The 15,390-nt window shown below is 68.2% G+C and carries 16 protein-coding genes and 1 pseudogene; 9 read left to right on the forward strand and 8 right to left on the reverse strand.

Annotated features, from left to right (window positions below; all coding sequences use genetic code 11):
- Positions 1-33 precede the first annotated feature (33 nt).
- The 3 genes from PINTE_RS25090 (at position 34) to PINTE_RS15920 (ending at position 1,234) form a co-directional block, all read left to right on the forward strand.
- The gene (locus PINTE_RS25090; RefSeq protein WP_169798549.1) at positions 34-303 is read left to right on the forward strand and encodes an HNH endonuclease; all 270 of its coding nucleotides are present in this window, start codon (positions 34-36) and stop codon (positions 301-303) included.
- Positions 300-650, forward strand: a complete 351-nt coding sequence (locus PINTE_RS15915) for a nucleotide pyrophosphohydrolase (protein WP_068432747.1) — start codon at positions 300-302, stop codon at positions 648-650. The genes PINTE_RS25090 and PINTE_RS15915 overlap by 4 nt, the downstream gene beginning before the upstream one ends.
- 95 nt (positions 651-745) lie before the next feature.
- Positions 746-1,234 carry a hypothetical protein gene (locus PINTE_RS15920; protein WP_068432749.1) on the forward strand — a complete coding sequence of 163 codons (489 nt, stop codon included), beginning with the start codon at positions 746-748 and terminating at the stop codon, positions 1,232-1,234.
- 49 nt (positions 1,235-1,283) lie between these two features.
- On the opposite strand, the gene PINTE_RS15925 is transcribed toward PINTE_RS15920, so the two are convergent.
- The gene (locus tag PINTE_RS15925; RefSeq protein ID WP_068432751.1) at positions 1,284-1,946 is read right to left on the reverse strand and encodes a hypothetical protein; all 663 of its coding nucleotides are present in this window, start codon (positions 1,944-1,946) and stop codon (positions 1,284-1,286) included.
- Positions 1,947-2,969: 1,023 nt separating this feature from the next.
- Here PINTE_RS15925 and PINTE_RS15930 point away from each other — a divergent pair.
- Both PINTE_RS15930 and PINTE_RS15935 read left to right on the forward strand, forming a co-directional pair.
- Positions 2,970-3,359, forward strand: coding sequence for a hypothetical protein (locus tag PINTE_RS15930; protein ID WP_068432753.1), 390 nt, complete (start codon positions 2,970-2,972; stop codon positions 3,357-3,359).
- Complete coding sequence (locus tag PINTE_RS15935; RefSeq protein ID WP_217996617.1) at positions 3,356-3,742, forward strand: helix-turn-helix domain-containing protein; 387 nt, start codon at positions 3,356-3,358, stop codon at positions 3,740-3,742. Before PINTE_RS15930 ends, PINTE_RS15935 begins: the two co-directional genes overlap by 4 nt.
- A gap of 50 nt (positions 3,743-3,792) precedes the next feature.
- Here PINTE_RS15935 and PINTE_RS15940 read toward each other — a convergent pair whose 3' ends face one another.
- Both PINTE_RS15940 and PINTE_RS24785 read right to left on the reverse strand, forming a co-directional pair.
- The gene (locus tag PINTE_RS15940; RefSeq protein WP_068432758.1) at positions 3,793-5,778 is read right to left on the reverse strand and encodes an NAD(P)H-binding protein; all 1,986 of its coding nucleotides are present in this window, start codon (positions 5,776-5,778) and stop codon (positions 3,793-3,795) included.
- Between the two features lie 34 nt (positions 5,779-5,812).
- The gene (locus tag PINTE_RS24785) at positions 5,813-5,947 is read right to left on the reverse strand and encodes a hypothetical protein (protein WP_281178914.1); all 135 of its coding nucleotides are present in this window, start codon (positions 5,945-5,947) and stop codon (positions 5,813-5,815) included.
- Between PINTE_RS24785 and PINTE_RS25240 the strand changes: the two genes are divergently transcribed.
- The 3 genes from PINTE_RS25240 (at position 5,898) to PINTE_RS15950 (ending at position 9,954) form a co-directional block, all read left to right on the forward strand.
- Entirely contained in the window at positions 5,898-6,011 is a 114-nt protein-coding gene (locus PINTE_RS25240) for a hypothetical protein (protein ID WP_505803831.1), read from the forward strand. The genes PINTE_RS24785 and PINTE_RS25240 overlap by 50 nt on opposite strands.
- A 168-nt stretch (positions 6,012-6,179) precedes the next feature.
- Positions 6,180-7,427, forward strand: coding sequence for an ATP-binding protein (locus tag PINTE_RS15945; RefSeq protein WP_068432765.1), 1,248 nt, complete (start codon positions 6,180-6,182; stop codon positions 7,425-7,427).
- Positions 7,428-7,605: 178 nt separating this feature from the next.
- Complete coding sequence (locus PINTE_RS15950; protein WP_245642989.1) at positions 7,606-9,954, forward strand: DEAD/DEAH box helicase; 2,349 nt, start codon at positions 7,606-7,608, stop codon at positions 9,952-9,954.
- Positions 9,955-10,164: 210 nt separating this feature from the next.
- Here PINTE_RS15950 and PINTE_RS15955 read toward each other — a convergent pair whose 3' ends face one another.
- Both PINTE_RS15955 and PINTE_RS15960 read right to left on the reverse strand, forming a co-directional pair.
- On the reverse strand, positions 10,165-10,956 hold the full coding sequence (locus tag PINTE_RS15955; RefSeq protein WP_068432773.1) for a nucleotidyl transferase AbiEii/AbiGii toxin family protein: 792 nt from the start codon (positions 10,954-10,956) through the stop codon (positions 10,165-10,167).
- Positions 10,925-11,908 carry a type IV toxin-antitoxin system AbiEi family antitoxin gene (locus tag PINTE_RS15960; RefSeq protein ID WP_084343684.1) on the reverse strand — a complete coding sequence of 328 codons (984 nt, stop codon included), beginning with the start codon at positions 11,906-11,908 and terminating at the stop codon, positions 10,925-10,927. The genes PINTE_RS15955 and PINTE_RS15960 overlap by 32 nt, the downstream gene beginning before the upstream one ends.
- A gap of 306 nt (positions 11,909-12,214) precedes the next feature.
- Between PINTE_RS15960 and PINTE_RS15965 the strand changes: the two genes are divergently transcribed.
- Complete coding sequence (locus tag PINTE_RS15965) at positions 12,215-13,543, forward strand: Fic family protein (RefSeq protein WP_068432783.1); 1,329 nt, start codon at positions 12,215-12,217, stop codon at positions 13,541-13,543.
- Positions 13,544-13,753: 210 nt separating this feature from the next.
- Here PINTE_RS15965 and PINTE_RS23970 read toward each other — a convergent pair whose 3' ends face one another.
- From PINTE_RS23970 to PINTE_RS25100, 3 genes and pseudogenes are all read right to left on the reverse strand, one after another.
- Positions 13,754-14,362 carry an ADP-ribosylglycohydrolase family protein gene (locus PINTE_RS23970; RefSeq protein WP_068432785.1) on the reverse strand — a complete coding sequence of 203 codons (609 nt, stop codon included), beginning with the start codon at positions 14,360-14,362 and terminating at the stop codon, positions 13,754-13,756.
- Positions 14,287-14,970 (reverse strand): ADP-ribosylglycohydrolase family protein, encoded by a 684-nt coding sequence (locus PINTE_RS25095; RefSeq protein ID WP_505803833.1) that lies wholly within the window; start codon positions 14,968-14,970, stop codon positions 14,287-14,289. The genes PINTE_RS23970 and PINTE_RS25095 overlap by 76 nt, the downstream gene beginning before the upstream one ends.
- A 167-nt stretch (positions 14,971-15,137) precedes the next feature.
- Positions 15,138-15,368: pseudogene (locus PINTE_RS25100) on the reverse strand (DUF6998 domain-containing protein); the annotation flags it as partial.
- Between the last annotated feature and the right edge of the window lie 22 nt (positions 15,369-15,390).

Consider the following 15,390-nt stretch of genomic DNA (forward strand, 5'->3'; position numbering starts at 1 on the left):
CTGACGACAGAACCCACCCAACCGGACACTGCGGTGCACAACGGAGGGAACGGCATCCTTCTCCGGGCCGACCTTCACCGGCTCTTCGACGATCATCTGCTGACCCTGGTCGACGGCCCCGACGGGCTCATCGTGCGATGCTCCCCGACCCTGCGACACACCGAGTACGCCGCACTCGATGGACAGCCTGTCCAGCCGCTTCCGCAGGATCCGCGGCTGCGCCCTCACCCCGCCTCACTGGCCGCGCACCATGAGCACTGCGCGTGGCTCGGGGGCGGGGAAGCTGACACGATCGCGGGGTGAGCGACCTGACCCATCTGCGCGACGAGATCCGCGAGTTCAACGCCGAGCGAGGCTGGGAGCGGTTTCACGATCCGAAGTCGCTCATCCTCGCGCTCGTCGGTGAGGTAGGGGAACTGGCGGAGTTGTTCCAATGGGTCGAGGCAGACCGAGCAGTCGAGCGGTTCACCGAGCCGAGGCGTCGTGATCGCGCAGCCGAGGAACTCAGTGACATCCTCATCTATCTGGTGGGCCTCGCGGACGTGCTCGACATCGACCTCGTCCCGGCGGCTCAGTCGAAGCTGGAGGCAGCGCGGCATCGCTATCCGCCGACCGACGGTCTCCATACGCCGGCTCCCGAAAAGAGCTGAATCCATCCACAGGCAGCGTCGGTTTATGCATGGCTTCCACAGGCGCGCCGTGGGCCGTTCGCCGGGCGGCTCCCGAACTCGGCACCGTGGTTCGCGTGACACACAAGACCAAGGTGACGCTGCTGTTCCAGCCCGACTGCACTCTGCCCCGCGCCGAGCACATGTGGGCTGAGCCGCTAGACCATCGTCATTTCAAACTGCTCAACACGTCGTTCTTCGCACCCCTATGCGTTGAAGACATCGTGGAGACACGACCTTTCAGGGACACCCCGCATGCCATCACCAGACTCGTCGAGCCTAGCGATCTGACGCTGTCCGTCACGCAGATCGACCCAATCGTCAGCATTACTGAGGCTTGTCGCGTCACCGAGGGTTGGCAGGTGCTCGGCGCCTCGTGGACGGAAGGAGCCGAGCCGCCTCACCTCAACACCGTCTGGCACGCGCACGGCACCCCGGATCGGGTATTCTCCGTCATCGCTCATGACATTCGGGGCCTTCCCGGCTGGCACATGCCGGTAATCTACGGGCCCGTGGACCGCACCAACGAGGCGATCGGGCTGTGGGCTCACTTACCCGGCGGTTAGCGTCACTGGTCCGGAGGCAAAGGACGGTAGCGCGGTGCAGGAGTCAGCGTCACGTCAGCCTGCGCAGGAGACGTCGAAGGACGCCGACTCGCCGCTCGACGTCAGACGGCGCCAGGGTGAGTCGCGCCTGTTCGGCCTCCAACCCACGACGGTGTTTCCTTGCCTCCTCGACGAGTTCACGACGTCTCTGGGCACCCTCGATCCATAGTCGCGACGCCGGACCCTTCCCCAGCGAACCCAGCCACCAGACGATCAATCCGATCACGACCGGCGCTGCCAAGCCGATGAAAGCTGCCCAGCGGCGCGGCGCGTCAGCGTAGAAGCACGCGAGCTTGCCACCCAGCACGAACAGGCCAATGGCGGGCAGAGTCGCCACCAACTCCGATACCCAGGTGGACGACGGAGTCGCAACGAGCCACCCGTGGTGGCACAAGACGAGCCCGACGACGAGGCCGGCGGCAAGACTCCAGAGTGGCCAGAACAGCAGCACAGGATCGAACACCGTCCACGGGATCCCCTCGCGCACCATGTGCCGGACCAACCACTGAGCCACGAACGCGGTGTGGACCGCAACCCCCGGACACGACGACACCGGCGGCCACGAGCAACGGTGATAGTCGTCCCCCTGAACCGACACGATCAGTGATCCACGGCCGACGCTCAGCAAATCGCTGAAGGTCGTCCGCGCACCTGGCCTCGAAACGACGCGCATCGAGGAGTTCCATCAGCAGGTCGCGACGGAAAATGAGAGCGCGATCGACAATCACGAGACCGAGCCAGAGAAGCAGCAGAGCTGCGACGCGGCCGCACTCACCTCCCGTGACGACGGACCCAAGGGACGCGAGCGCAACCGCCGACGTGGCGCCGCCCACGAGGGTGAACCCCGCCGTTCGAAGCATGTTTCGCCACTTGTTTCGAACGTCTGCCAGGTCAGGCGAAGGTCTCCCCGCAGGTGCGAGCTCGAGCTGCACGATGGCGACGTTGATCGCCAGGACACCTGCCCACGCAGCGCCGAGAACGCTCAAGGCGTACTCGGTCCCGAGGCCTGCGTTCCACGAGATGCCTGCGGTCCGCCACTCCGCGAAGCTCATCTGGAGCGGCAGGCCCGCGATCTGGTCGGAGTTCGACAGAGCAAGGGCGTTCAAGGTCGTCAGAAGGCCGAGCAGTAGGCCGGACGCTGTGCCCGCCGCGGGCACGAATGTCGCTGGAGTTGTTGGTGATTGCTCGTGGGGAGTCGTCATGGCCAGGAACGTAGGACCGCGAGCCGAGGGCGTGCGGCCTCTCGCCTTAGACCTGTGGAAGAAACGCGCATCAGGGGGCTAACTGTGGATAACCGAAACCGAGCCAGTTTTCAGGACCATCTGCGGTCAAGTCCCCGCTCGCGCTGACGTGGAGGTGGGGCGGCCAGCCCGCGAGCCCGCAGTTATCCACAAGTGCCTCATAGACGGTTGCCCCATCCACAGGCGCAGATTCTCCGTCCTCCGCGAGCAGGCACTACCGGCAGGCTGGCTCAGGTGACGAGCAAGAGCAGATTGTTCCCCGGGTCCACGCCGACTGCACGATCCCAGACATCGACCGCACCCCGTTCGAGCCGATGGCTACGGCGACGGTTTCTGCGCGACATGTCGCCGTTTGCACGCCCCACCCAGGAGCCCATGGACACAGCCCAGGGCCGGTCACCTCAGGTGATGGCTTGCTTGCCATATGGCTCTGACGCCATACTGGTCGCATCGTCGTGATCGTCGACTGGCCACAGGGGTTCGATGAGTGGCTCGACCACCTGGAAGTACGAGCCGATCAGGGCGACCGACGGGCCTCTCGTCAACTGGCGCTGGTCACCGCCGAACTCCAGGTGCTCGCACGGTTGCGTGAAAAGCCGGCCGTCGAAACGGCAACCCTGAGGCGGGTGAGACAGCGTCGCCGGTACGAGATCTGGCGGCTGTCGCATCCGTACGAGGCGGGGGTGGCCATGAGAGTGATCTGCTGGTTCAGCGACGAAGACGCTGTCGTCGTGGCTGCCTTCGCCGCCGACAAGGCCAAAGCGGGGGATGTCTTCTACGACCAGATCGGGACCAAGGCCGACGCCATCATCGATCAGTACCGACGAGAAAGCAGGCGCTCATGACCAGGAAGGCACCGGCAGGGTTCGTTCGCGGCAACGACCGGCTGGCTCGGATGCTCGACCGACCAGGAATGCAGGATGCCGTCGCCGACGTCCACGCCGGCATGCAGGAGATGGACCGCGCCCACGTGGAGGGACTGGCCGACATCCGAAAGGCAGGTCTGCTCACTCAGCAGCAACTCGCCGCCAGCATGGGCGTCGACCAGGGCAGCATCTCCCGTGTCGAGAATCGCGACGACATGCTCCTCTCCACCTTCGCCGAGTACCTCGAAGCCGTCGGCGCGCGAAACGCAGTGCTGGTCGCCTCCATCAACGGCATCCAGGTCGAGATGCCACTCGATCGATTCCGACGCAGCGCTGGACGACAGGACGCTGCGGCGCCATGAGGGCGGTGAGTGTCGAACCCGGCGGCCAACTGCCTCGCGGATGATGAAGGCTAGGGCCCGCTGACCCCTAGCTGCGCGCCCACGCTGGACGGGTCGTCCAGGCACGAGAGCAGGCAGTCAGCTACGTCGGCGCGAGAGACGCGGCCGCCGAGTGTGCCCCCATCGTCGCTGCGCGCACGCCACCGATGGGTCGCCGGCCGATCCGTCAGCCCGGCTGGACGAACGATGGTCCAGTCCAGCCCGGATGCGCGGACGACGTCATCCTGGGCGTCGTGGTCGGCCAACGGCTTGGCCAGTATGATTGGCGCGATCTGGCGAAGAGGCACGGGCAGCTGCTTCTCCGACCCCCCGACACCCAGCGACGTCTGCACGAGCAGTCGGCGCACCCCCTCGTGCCGCATCGCGTCAACCATCACCCGTGTCACCTCGGTGCGGGGTCGTGTCGCCCCCTTGACGCCACGAACGCACACGATCACGGCGTCCGCGCCCGCCACGGCCCGCCGGGCGACATCCGGATCGGTGGCGTCGCCGGTGACGACGTGGACCGCGCCGACACCGGTGCCCGACCGCGAGACAACCGTCACGTCATGATTGGCCGCCAGCGCCGCCTCGACCACCGCCCTGCCGGTGCCGCGGGAGCCACCGACGACGGTGATCTTGCGGGCAGGCCCGTCGGTGCGGGCGACGGGGGCCGCGTGCGCCGCACGAGTGGTGCGGTCCGTGCCCAGAGCGCGCCGCGCACCTCCCACGACGCCCTTGGCGACGGGGAAGAGCACGCGTCGCTGTCGGATCCACGGACCGATGGCGTCGCGGTAGGTAGTCAGGCCTGCGTCGTGGCCGAACAGTCGGTCCTCGACGCGGGCGCGCGGCAGGTGCAGTCTGGCGGCCACCGAGTCGACGATCCGCACGACGACGTCGGCGCCGCTGCGGACCGGGTCGGTGCTACGCAGGTTGTCCTTGAGGACGGTCGCGTACGCGCCCAGCGCCGCCAGGTCGGGCAGGCGAGCGGCCTCGAAGTCGGCGAACCACGTCGCGGACCCGCGCGCATCGCACTCGGCCAGCAGGAACGCATCCTCCAGGCCGGAGTTGACACCCTCGCCGGTCGGCGGGACCACCGAGTGGGCGGCATCGCCGAGCAGCAGCAGCCACTCCTCGAAGGCGATGCGGTCGCAGCGGACGACGGCCCCGGCAAACGGCTTGCGGCCGAAGAACGCGCGGTAGTCCTCCTCGCTGAGCAAGGGAGCGGTGAGGGCAGCATGTTCCTGAACGTGCGCCCTGAGCGCTCGGACGTGGGCGTCGCTGCCATCCTTCGACAGCAGCAGCGCCTCGGCCTCGTCGCCGTGGATCGCGGTGAGTACCACGCACCAACGGCCGTCCGACAGCGTGGCGGTGTAGATCCCTTTGGACGTGAAGATGTGGTGGTCAGCCGGGTCGAGGTCAGGTGCCTCGGCGCCCGGGTGGGAGAAGACGACGCGGAACTGGACGCCCCAGTCCTCGACCCTCGCGTCGAAGCTCGGCATCTGCTCGGCCAGCGCACCGCGGGCCTTCGACCAGACGCCGTCGGCGGCAAGCACCCGCGCGTCGGCAGCGTCGACGCTCACCTCACCCTTGCTGGTGGCAAAGGTCAGCGTGCGGTCGGTCACGCTCAGCGACTCCAGCCGGTGACCGGGGACGTAGTCGATCGCGTCGGTGGACCGCACGCGCTCCATGAGGATCTGGTTGAGGAAGGCGCGCGTCGTCGCGATGAGCGTGCCGCTCTCCAACCGGGCGATGCGCCGCCGGCCCTTGTGGATCTGAAAGGCCTTCACCACCTCGCCTTGGCTGCGCAGCGCCTCCAACAACGCGGGATCGATCCGACGCAGCGCCTCCTGTCCGCGCGGGTTCACGCCGATCGGGTAACTGTTGTCCGACCTGAGGTCCATCTCCTCGGCGGCCTCGTACACCGTCACCCGGTGCCCGCCGTCGGCCAGCAGTAGAGCGGCGGCCAAGCCCACGGGCCCGGCTCCCACGATGATGATCGGGGTGTTCTCACGCATGGCGGTTCCTTCGTTGACTATCACCATCAGACGATCACACCCCGCCGAGCCGCCTCCACCGCGGGGTTGCGGGCGAGGGGTCGTTGCCGACCGCCGAGGTCTCCACCGGCCTGCGCATGATGGCCCAGATCGCCGTCATCATCACCATCGCCTCGGGCTTCGCCGGCATGCTCCAAGCAACCGGCGAGATCGACCCATCCGCACATCGGCCGACCTCATCCGCGGCAACATGACCCTCGGCGACGCCGGCTCCCCCGCCTCCACGATCTCCCTCACAGCGGCCGACGAACCGCGCAGTCCCGTGCACAGTCGCAACCGGAGACGGCTGTCGTCGGGCTAGAAGTAGCCTAAGACTCATGCTGAAAGTAGCGTAGAAGTTCGGCTAGAAGTAGCGTAGCGCTGTGAAGTACCTGCCCCGCGCCGTCGACGCAGAGATCGAACGTGCTCTGAGCAGTGCGCCCGCCGTGGCGCTTGAAGGCCCCAAAGGCGTGGGCAAAACCGTCACGGCGACACGCTGGGCGCAGTCGGCCTGGCAGCTCGACGATGCCGCGGATCGCGGCGCCCTGGCAGCCGACCCCCGCCTCATCCGGGAGGCCGAGCCGCCGGTCCTTCTGGACGAGTGGCAGCGCCATCCCCCGATCTGGGATGCAGTGCGTCGGTGGGTCGACGACGGCGCAGCCGCAGGGTCGGCACTGCTGACCGGGAGCGCGACGCCCATCTCCGGGGTCGACACCCACACCGGGGCGGGTCGCATCGCGTCGCTGCGCATGCGCCCGATGGCTCTGTTCGAGCGCGGCTCGTGCGCGCCCAGCGTGAGCTTGGGCGCGCTGCTGGCCGGCGATGACACCGTCTCCGGCGCAACGGAGTTCGGCCTTCGGGACTACTTGGACGAGATCTGCGCCAGCGGCTTTCCGGGCATCCGCCGGATGGCGGAAGAGACCCGGCTCGACCTGCTGGACGGATACCTCCGCCGGATCGTCGACCGCGACCTCCGCGATCAGGGGCTGTCCGTCCGACGGCCAGAGACGCTCCGGCGCTGGCTGACGGCCTACGCCGCGGCGACCTCCACCACCACGGCGTACTCGCGCATCCTGGACGCCACGACAGGCGGAGACGGCACACAGCCGGCCAAGACCACCACCATCGCGTACCGCGACCATCTGAGCGCCATCTGGCTCCTCGACCCGGTACCCGGCTGGAGCCCGTCGTTCAGTCCATTCGCCCGCTTGCAGCAGGCACCGAAACACCACCTCGCCGACCCCGCCCTCGCGGCCAGGCTGCTGCGACTGCACCCCGAGGGAATGGTCCGTGGGCGCGGCGCCGCGATGGCGGGGCCGTTGTTCGAAGCGCTGGCGACACTCACCGTTCGCGTCGCCGCCCAGACGCACCGGGGGGACGTCGGTCACCTCCGAACGGGCAACGGCGACCACGAGGTCGACCTCATCGTCGAGGGCCGCGACGGACGCGTCCTGGGGATCGAGGTGAAGCTCGCGCGCGACATCGGCGACGCGGACGTCCGGCATCTCTTATGGCTGCGAGAACGGATGGGTGGCGACGTGGCCAACCTGGTGGTGCTGCACGCGGGGCCCCGCGCCTACCGCCGGCCCGACGGCGTGTGCGTCGTACCCCTCGCGCTGCTGGGGGTGTAACGCGGGGACCAGCCGACGTGGACCGACGATGGATCCTCCACTCGGAGTGAAGGTTAAGACTTAAGCTTCCGCTCCCACCGCACCAGGGAAGGAAAACCGCTAGCGCGCGCACCGGCCCCTGGGCTCTCTCGAACCGCTTCGGGAGGAGCCGGTCCCGCCCATCTGACACGATGCGCACGTGGACGCGCCGCCCGACCCCACCGTGGCATTGCGCCGCGAGTTGGACCGGTTGCGTGCCGAGAACGCCCGGCTCACGCGGCTACTCGGGCTGCGCGCGGGCCAGACCGACCCGGCGCCGGCGCAGGCGGCGATCCCGTTGCCCGCGCCGGGCATGGTGACGATGGCCTCCTCGACCGACGACAAGATCGCCCTGTTCGCCGACCGGTTCCGCACCCGGCGCGATGTCTACGCGGTCCGCTCCGAGAACACCCGCACCGGGCAAAGCTGGTGGTTGCCTGCCGTCGCCGGCGGGTGGCGCAAGGGCACCGACCGCCGCTTCGCCCGCTATCTGCCGCTCACGCCGCAAGTCATCGCCGCGCACCTCGCCGGGGAAGCGTTCGTCGGCCTCTACCCGCTCGCGCGCGACAACTCCTGTCACTTTCTCGCCGCCGACTTCGACGGACCCGCCGCGATGCTCGACGCGCTCGCCTACGTCAAGGCGGCTGCCGCACTACGGATCTCGGTCGGCCTCGAGATCTCGCAGTCCGGCCGCGGCGCCCACGCGTGGATGCTGTTCGACGACGCGGTCCCGGCCGTCACGGCACGCACCATCGGCTCGGCCCTCATCCGCGAGGCGATCCTGCTGCGCGGATCGATGGATCTGCGCTCCTACGACCGCCTGTTCCCCAACCAAGACGTCATGCCCGACGGCGGTCTCGGCAACCTCATCGCCGCTCCCCTGCAGGGCCGCCGCCGCAAGGACGGGCTGACGCTCTTCCTCGACACCGCAACCCTGGAGCCGCACGCCGACCAGTGGGCCTACCTGTCGACGCTGGACCGCCTCACCCCGCACGCGGCCGAGCGCATCGCCCGACATGTCGGAGCCAGTTCCTCAGGCGCGCAGGTGACCGCGATGACCCGTTCCTCGGCGACCGCAGTGCACCCTCGGTTGCCGCCGGTGGTCCGTGCCGAACTGGGAGCCGGTCTGGTCGTCGCCGCCGACCAGCTCACCCCTGCGGCGTTGTCGGCGTTCAAACACGCTGCCTCCCTGGCCAATCCGGCGTTCTACGAGTTGCAGCGGCTGCGCAAGTCCACGTGGAACACCCCGCGGTTCGTGCGTGGCTACGACGTGACGCTCGACGACCGGCTCGTCCTGCCGCGCGGACTGAGACATCGCATCGCCGATCTCGCCGAAAAGGCCGGCTCCCGCCTCGAGATCGCCGACGCCCGCACCGCGGGCCGCGAGATCGATGTGACCTTGCGCGCCGAACTGTCCCCTGCCCAGTCAGAAGCCGTCGGCGACATGCTTGCCCACGACGACGGCGTGCTCGTCGCCCCACCCGGTGCAGGCAAGACCGTCATGGCGTGCGCGGTGATCGCTGAGCGCGCCACCTCCGCCCTCGTGCTCGTCGACCGCAAGGCCCTCGCCGAGCAGTGGCGAAGCCGCGTCGAGCAGTTCCTCGGGGTACGACCCGGCCAGCTCGGTGGCGGGCGCAAGAAGCTCACCGGCGTCGTCGACATCGCCATGCTGCCCACCCTCGCCCGCCGCGACGACGTCGCCGAGCTCACCAACGCCTACGGCCACGTCATCGTCGACGAATGCCATCACCTCGCCGCCGCGGCCTACGACCACTCGCTCAAACCGTCCGCCGCCCGCTACTGGCTCGGCCTGACCGCGACCCCCAAACGACGCGACGGGTTGGACGACCTCGTCACCTGGCAGCTCGGGCCCATCCGACACACCATGGGCGAGCCCCACGACGACCTGTTGACCGACCCCGCGCGCCTCCCCGGGCCGCGGCGAGAACTGCGCATTCACGAGACGCGATTCACACACGTCGACATCGACCTCTCGGAGCCGGGAGCGCTGGCCACCGTCTACGGCGCACTCGTCGAGGACGAGGCTCGCAACCAGCAGGTGGTCGACGACGTCGTCGGGGCCGTCGGCTCCGGGCGCAACTGCCTCGTGCTCGTGAGACGGGTCGCGCACGTCGAACGGCTGGGGTCCCTGCTGGCGCAGCGCGGCCTGTCTCCCCTCGTCATGCAGGGCGGCATGCCGGTCAGACAGCGTCGAGCCGTGCTTGGACGGCTCGACGACCTACGCCCAGGCGACGGCGGACTCGTCATCGGCACAACGCCGTTCGTCGGCGAAGGCTTCGATGTGCCCGCCCTCGACACCCTGTTTCTCGCCGCCCCTGTCGCCTTCGACGGGCTGCTCGTCCAGTGCGCCGGCAGGGTCGTGCGCGCCCACCCCGGCAAGGAGGTGGCACTGGTGCACGACTACCACGACGTCAACGTCCCCGTCCTGGCCGCGACCCTGCGTCGCCGGATGCCGGGGTATCGGCGGCTGGGTTTCGAGAACACATAGCGGCCCGCCCGGCACGAACACTTCGGTTCACGCCTTACGGGTTTCCTCTCGTGCAGAACAATGGGGTTGCAACGCACGGGCTCCGGGCGCAGTTGCACGCCGCCCTTCGCCGGTTCATCCATGAGCCCGTCCCCCGTGGCCTGTTCTTGGCACGGGCACGCGTAGAGGTACGGAGGCAGAGTTACGGTCGGGATGACCCAGACCCGGGGCTCAGCTTGCCGCAAGACCGCGCCGATAGGCCGCCAGCATGTTTGCGCGCAGCGAACGGATGCCCCCGACATCGCGCACCAAGGACCACATCGACGATTCGTCCGCCGTGAGGTCTACTACGGCCTGCAGGGTCGAGTCAGACATGCCGGCCCGCGCTTGACGCCCGAGACGGAAGGCGCCGGCTGAGAAGAAGTCGAAGTCGCACGCGGCTAACGCATGTTCGTCCGCCCACACCTCGTCGGCATACTCGCCCGATGAGCTCGCCTCCAGGAGAAACCCTAGGTCAACCGCGTCCCGAGCGTGGGTGTCGAAGCGGCGATCGCGCCAGGCCAGAAGCTTCAAGACGCTCTGCGCGGCCAAAGAGGCCACGGGAACGACGACCTCCGGGCGCAGTCGCACGGTGACCGGGGACGCGAGGGCGTCTGCCAAGCCGGTCACATCCAGCCGGAAATCGTTGTCGAAGAGCACATGGCTGTCGGTGACTACGGCTCCGAAGGGCACTATGTCGACCTGCGTGCCTCCCAACTGAAAGTGCGGCTCGCGCCCCGTCGGATCGATCGTGGCGCTGGCGGTCCGGTACTGCCCCATGGTGCGAACCGCGACAGCGACGTCGAGGTCATGCGTCGCTCGCTGAACAGGAAGGTCGCCGGCGATGGCCCCCAGCAGATCGCGGGCGACGGCGCCGATGAGCACGAGGCCGTCGACGTGGGGCATCAAGCGGTCGACGACCGCAGCGATGAGGTCGACAGGGACGACCTCGTCAGCTCGCGTCGACGCGTCGAAGTACTGCATCTCGCCTCCTCAGCTGATCCGCCGCCTCCCGCAATCTCGGGTCAGAGTCCGCAAACAACTCCGCGTAAACGATCGGTGTCGGCGCGATCCAGCCGTCCTCGGGTAGCCGCCAGAACTTCTCCCGCAATTCGACTGTCCCCTCGGCGTCGGTCACTAGGCGGCCGTGCCGGATCACGGTCGTCGGGAGGGCGTCCGCGTAGATCGATCCGCTCAACGAACGCAGCGGAATGCCCAACGCTTCAGCTGCGGCCTCGCCGCCAAGGTGGGCCCCATCGGCGCGGAACGCCTGCTCGTGCTCCCACCACCCTGGTTCCGCACGAAACGCCCGCGCGGATGCGGTCAGCGTGCGCGAGGCAGCGAACGCGGCCACCCAGCGATGCAGCAGCTCCCCGCCGCGCTGCAGCCTCCCGTCGGAGTCCAGGTAACCCTGCTCACGGAGGTCGAGCACGGCCCCCTGCGCCGATCCGATGGAGATGTCTGCCTGCTCGGCCACGACTCGCAACGTCGGAACCGGGTGCTCGGGGCGGGACAGAATCGTGCCGACCGCCTGGAGCCCGGCGCGACGAAAGGCCGCCGAGACGGCATATCGGCTCGGCAATGGGACTCGTGGTCGCCCTTCGACCGACACCGCGATCCCCGGCAAGTGCACCGAGGCGTTCCCCGCCAGATCCACATAATGCAGACCCGCCCCTTCGAGGCGGGAGCCCGCTTTGGGGCCGATGGAGACCGCTGTGATCAGCACCGGCAGATCACTCCCGGCCTTCGCGTCGGCGATACGCTCCGGGCTGGGCATCCCTGGCCCGGTGTGCACGATGAGCGCCATCTGCGAGACGCGGCCACCTGCGGAGACCTCCACGCGGTTCGCGGCCGCCTTACGCACCACCAGCCCGCGTGCGCTGAGCTGGGCGAGCGCATCGTCTGGGAGCGTTTTCAGCGCTGGCACTGCGCGCATCTACTGTGCTGTTCGGGCTGTGACATACGTTCATATTATATGAACATTTCCTGATTCTTGAACACGTGCACCGCGCGCTCAGCACTCGTCCGCGGATCTAGTTTGGACACCGCCGACAACCCGATACAGGACGCTGTACCGCCCCCGACCCTGGTCGTGCACCACCAGGGTTTGGTCGTGCCGCTCGCGCTGATGGGGGTGTAGCGGCGACCGGCCGACGTCCGAGACGTGCAGCCTCCCCATTGACGGAAGGATAGGTAGTTAAACTTCCATGAAGGGGCACCTGCGGGAAGGATAAGAACTGACGTGGCGCGCTGGCATGACGACTTCTGGGAGTCCGACATCACAAACGTGCCACGACGGGAACGGCGCTCCGGGGACTACCGGTGGTACGAGCCCGACCGCGTCGTCGGTCGACCACTCGTCATCGACGAGCGCCTCTCAGAGCGAATCGCTGACGTCGAGCGCACACTTCGATCCTTGGACGGACCAGACGGCGACCTGTTGTCCTCGGTGTCGCGATTCCTCCTCAGATCGGAGGCGATCGCCTCCTCACGCATCGAAGGCGTTGCTCCCTCGGCCAAGCAGGTGGCCCTGGCGGAGCTGGGGACCTCCGAAGAGGTTCAGGGCCTCAGCGCCCAGGCACGACTGGTGGCCAAAAACCTCACCATCGTTCACGACGCCTCCGGAGCCCTTGCCGAGAGTCGCACCATCTCGACGGCCGACATCGAGAGGTTGCACGCGGCCCTGCTGGCGGACGAGCCGCGCTTGCACGGCCTGCGAACTCGACAGAACTGGATCGGCGGGGCGGATCATCATCCGGTCGACGCCGACTTCGTGCCGCCCGCACCGGAGCTTGTGTCCGGCTTGATGGACGACCTCCTCACCTACCTCGGGGGCGCCGCCGACTCCCCGCTGGTGCAGGCCGCGATCACCCATGCACAGTTCGAGACGATTCACCCCTTCAGCGATGGGAACGGGCGTGTGGGGCGCGCGCTCATCCATACGGTGCTGACCCGACGGGGATTGACGACGCGCGCCGTGCTACCCATCAGCCTGGTGCTGGCCACGCGTCGCGACGAGTACATCAACGGGTTGACCGCCTACCGCTACGACTCGGCCGACCCCCTCGTGCAACAACGGGCGTTGGGTCGCTGGCTCACGGTCTTCCTCGATGCCGCGGACGACGCCGCTGCTCAGTCCCGGCAAGTCGTCGCCGACATCAAGGCAGTCCGTCAGGAATGGGCATCCCGGCTTGCCACGTATCGCGACACGCAAGGGCGTACCCGGGCCCTCCGCTCGGACTCGGCGACGGCCAGGATCCTGGACACGCTGCCGGCCGCCCCAGTTCTGACCGCCCGGACCGTCGCGCGGGTCTTCGACGTCAGCTCGAAGGCAGCGCTGGCCGCGCTCGATGAACTGCGCGGCGCCGACATCCTCTCGACCCGATCCATCGGACGCGGCACGCGGGCCTACCTCGCAGACGACGTCCTCGACCTCATCACGGTCGCCGAACGACGGCTCGCGAGCACGCGCTTCGACACCCGCGAATCGCCGCCCAACCGAGTCGTTCCTTCGGCACCCGACAAGCCGATGAGGACGACTGGTGGGGCACCCACGACGAGAGACGGTTAAGACCTAACCTTCCGCTGTCCACCGCACCAGGGAAGGAAAACCGCTAGTCGCGCGCAACGGCTCGCGACTGACCGGCCGGCACGAAGGGAGATGCCTCGGCGCGCACGCTCCCGGGCGCGAGTGCACCGGCCGATGAGGCGCGCGTGCCAGTCATCCTCAACTGGCGGAGGATCTCGGCGGATTCGCGTGGGCCTCAATGTCTGCCAGCGACTACCAGCCGGGGTACCGCTCCCGCCACCCAGCGTCCTCCTCGCCCGGCGCCTCCCCCGACCTGTCGACGTGAAACGCGCGATGCAGATCCATCGACATCTGCTCGATGACGTCACGCAGCTCAAGGCCCTCCAGCCACGGCTGCGGCAACCACTGAACCCCGTGGGCCGCGCCGAGGATGTTGCCCGCGATGGACCCGGTCGGGTCGCTGTCTCCAGAGTGGTTCACCGACGCGAGCATCGCCTCCACCGGCTGGTCGAAGCCGCTCACGGCACACGCGACGGCGATGGCGAGCGCCTCCTCGCCCACCCACCCGCCGCCAAGGCTTTCCAGCTTCTCGGGGGTGGGCAAGCCCCTGGTGCCGAGGGCGCGACCGGCCCGCAGTGCGGCGAGCGTGGTCTCGTGGTTGTCAGCCTGCCGAAGACGAGCCTCGGCGGTGTCGAGGGCGGTCGACAGGTCGGCCCCATCCACCAGGCTTCCGACCACGACCGCCAGGACCCCTGCCGGCAGATAGCCATCCGGATGACCGTGCGTTATGGCGGCGACATCGCAACCGAATCGGAACCGATCGGCATGCTCGGCGACCAGACCCGCCGGCGCCGCGCGCATGACACCCCCGCAGCCCTTCGAATCATTGATCGGCTCATCGACACCGCCGATCTGCCCGGAGCGCAGCGCCGACAGGCACGTATTCCCCGGGGCACCTCGATGAGCCAGCCGTCGTGCTCGGGGCCTCTCGGGATCGTGCCTTGGGTCGCCAGCCAGCACAGATAGGCGTGATGCACCACGTGGCGGGCACTGCAAACCCCCTTGCCCTCCCAGCGGTTCACCGCCCTGATCAGTCCGTCAGCGGTGAACAGCGTCATCTGCGTGTCATCGGTGATGGCACCGCCCGACCGGCCGTAGGCGGGCGCGTAGCCGGTGAGTCCGCGCTCGCCGAACCGCGCCCGGATCGTGCCCCAGGAGTCGAATTCGATGCTGGCACCAAGTGCGTCGCCGACGGCGCCGGCGAGCAAGCAGCCCGCGATCCGCTTCTGCGTGGACGCGGCGGCGAGTCTGGTGGGGCGCTCCGGCAGGGAGACGGCGGCTCCGGGCGATTCCTGTCGGGCGCGGAGTCCAGCCGCTCGAGGGCGGCTTGGAGGTCTTGGCTCACATCGCGGGCATCGGGAAGCGAGAGCAGGGGTGCGGCTACCGCAACGCGGTCTCCCTTGACCCAAGCAACGTGTTTAGCGATCGGTTTCACGCTGGTCACAGGTACATCGACGGCGTCCAGCACGTCGTATGTCACCGGATCGAATCGCACGAAGACGCAGCGATCGAACTCCCAGCTGCGGAACACCGAGTACGTCTGCGAGCCCTTTGTCGACTCCAGTACGCGGCACTTCACCTGGATGCGCTGGCCATCCTGTGTGAGCACGTCATAACTCTTCACCGAATTGGGCAGCAGGTGCGCGCCGTAGGCATCAGCCACCAGCCGCTCCGCAAGGTCACCGGCGGGCGCGTTGCGGGTTCGGATGACGCCCCGTTCGAGCAGGATCGACAACGTGGCCGCGTATAGCTGGAGCAGCTCGCGAGAGGACCGGTTGCGCAGACCCGAGGGCCACGCATCGCGCATTTTCTCCCCCTCCCCTGTCAGA

It is taken from the genome of Piscicoccus intestinalis NBRC 104926 (assembly GCF_001515525.1).
Lineage (GTDB): Bacteria > Actinomycetota > Actinomycetes > Actinomycetales > Dermatophilaceae > Kineosphaera > Kineosphaera intestinalis.

What these genes read in the sequence shown, in the direction of transcription:
- PINTE_RS15935 (WP_217996617.1), top strand. Translation starts at nt 3,356, where the DNA reads ATGACCAGGAAGGCACCGGCAGGGTTCGTTCGCGGCAACGACCGGCTG.
- PINTE_RS15960 (WP_084343684.1), bottom strand. Translation starts at nt 11,908, where the DNA reads ATGCGCGCAGTGCCAGCGCTGAAAACGCTCCCAGACGATGCGCTCGCC.
- PINTE_RS23970 (WP_068432785.1), bottom strand. Translation starts at nt 14,362, where the DNA reads ATGCGCGCGGCGCCGGCGGGTCTGGTCGCCGAGCATGCCGATCGGTTC.
- PINTE_RS15940 (WP_068432758.1), bottom strand. Translation starts at nt 5,778, where the DNA reads ATGCGTGAGAACACCCCGATCATCATCGTGGGAGCCGGGCCCGTGGGC.
- PINTE_RS15955 (WP_068432773.1), bottom strand. Translation starts at nt 10,956, where the DNA reads ATGCAGTACTTCGACGCGTCGACGCGAGCTGACGAGGTCGTCCCTGTC.
- PINTE_RS25240 (WP_505803831.1), top strand. Translation starts at nt 5,898, where the DNA reads ATGGCCCAGATCGCCGTCATCATCACCATCGCCTCGGGCTTCGCCGGC.
- PINTE_RS24785 (WP_281178914.1), bottom strand. Translation starts at nt 5,947, where the DNA reads ATGCCGGCGAAGCCCGAGGCGATGGTGATGATGACGGCGATCTGGGCC.
- PINTE_RS15925 (WP_068432751.1), bottom strand. Translation starts at nt 1,946, where the DNA reads ATGCGCGTCGTTTCGAGGCCAGGTGCGCGGACGACCTTCAGCGATTTG.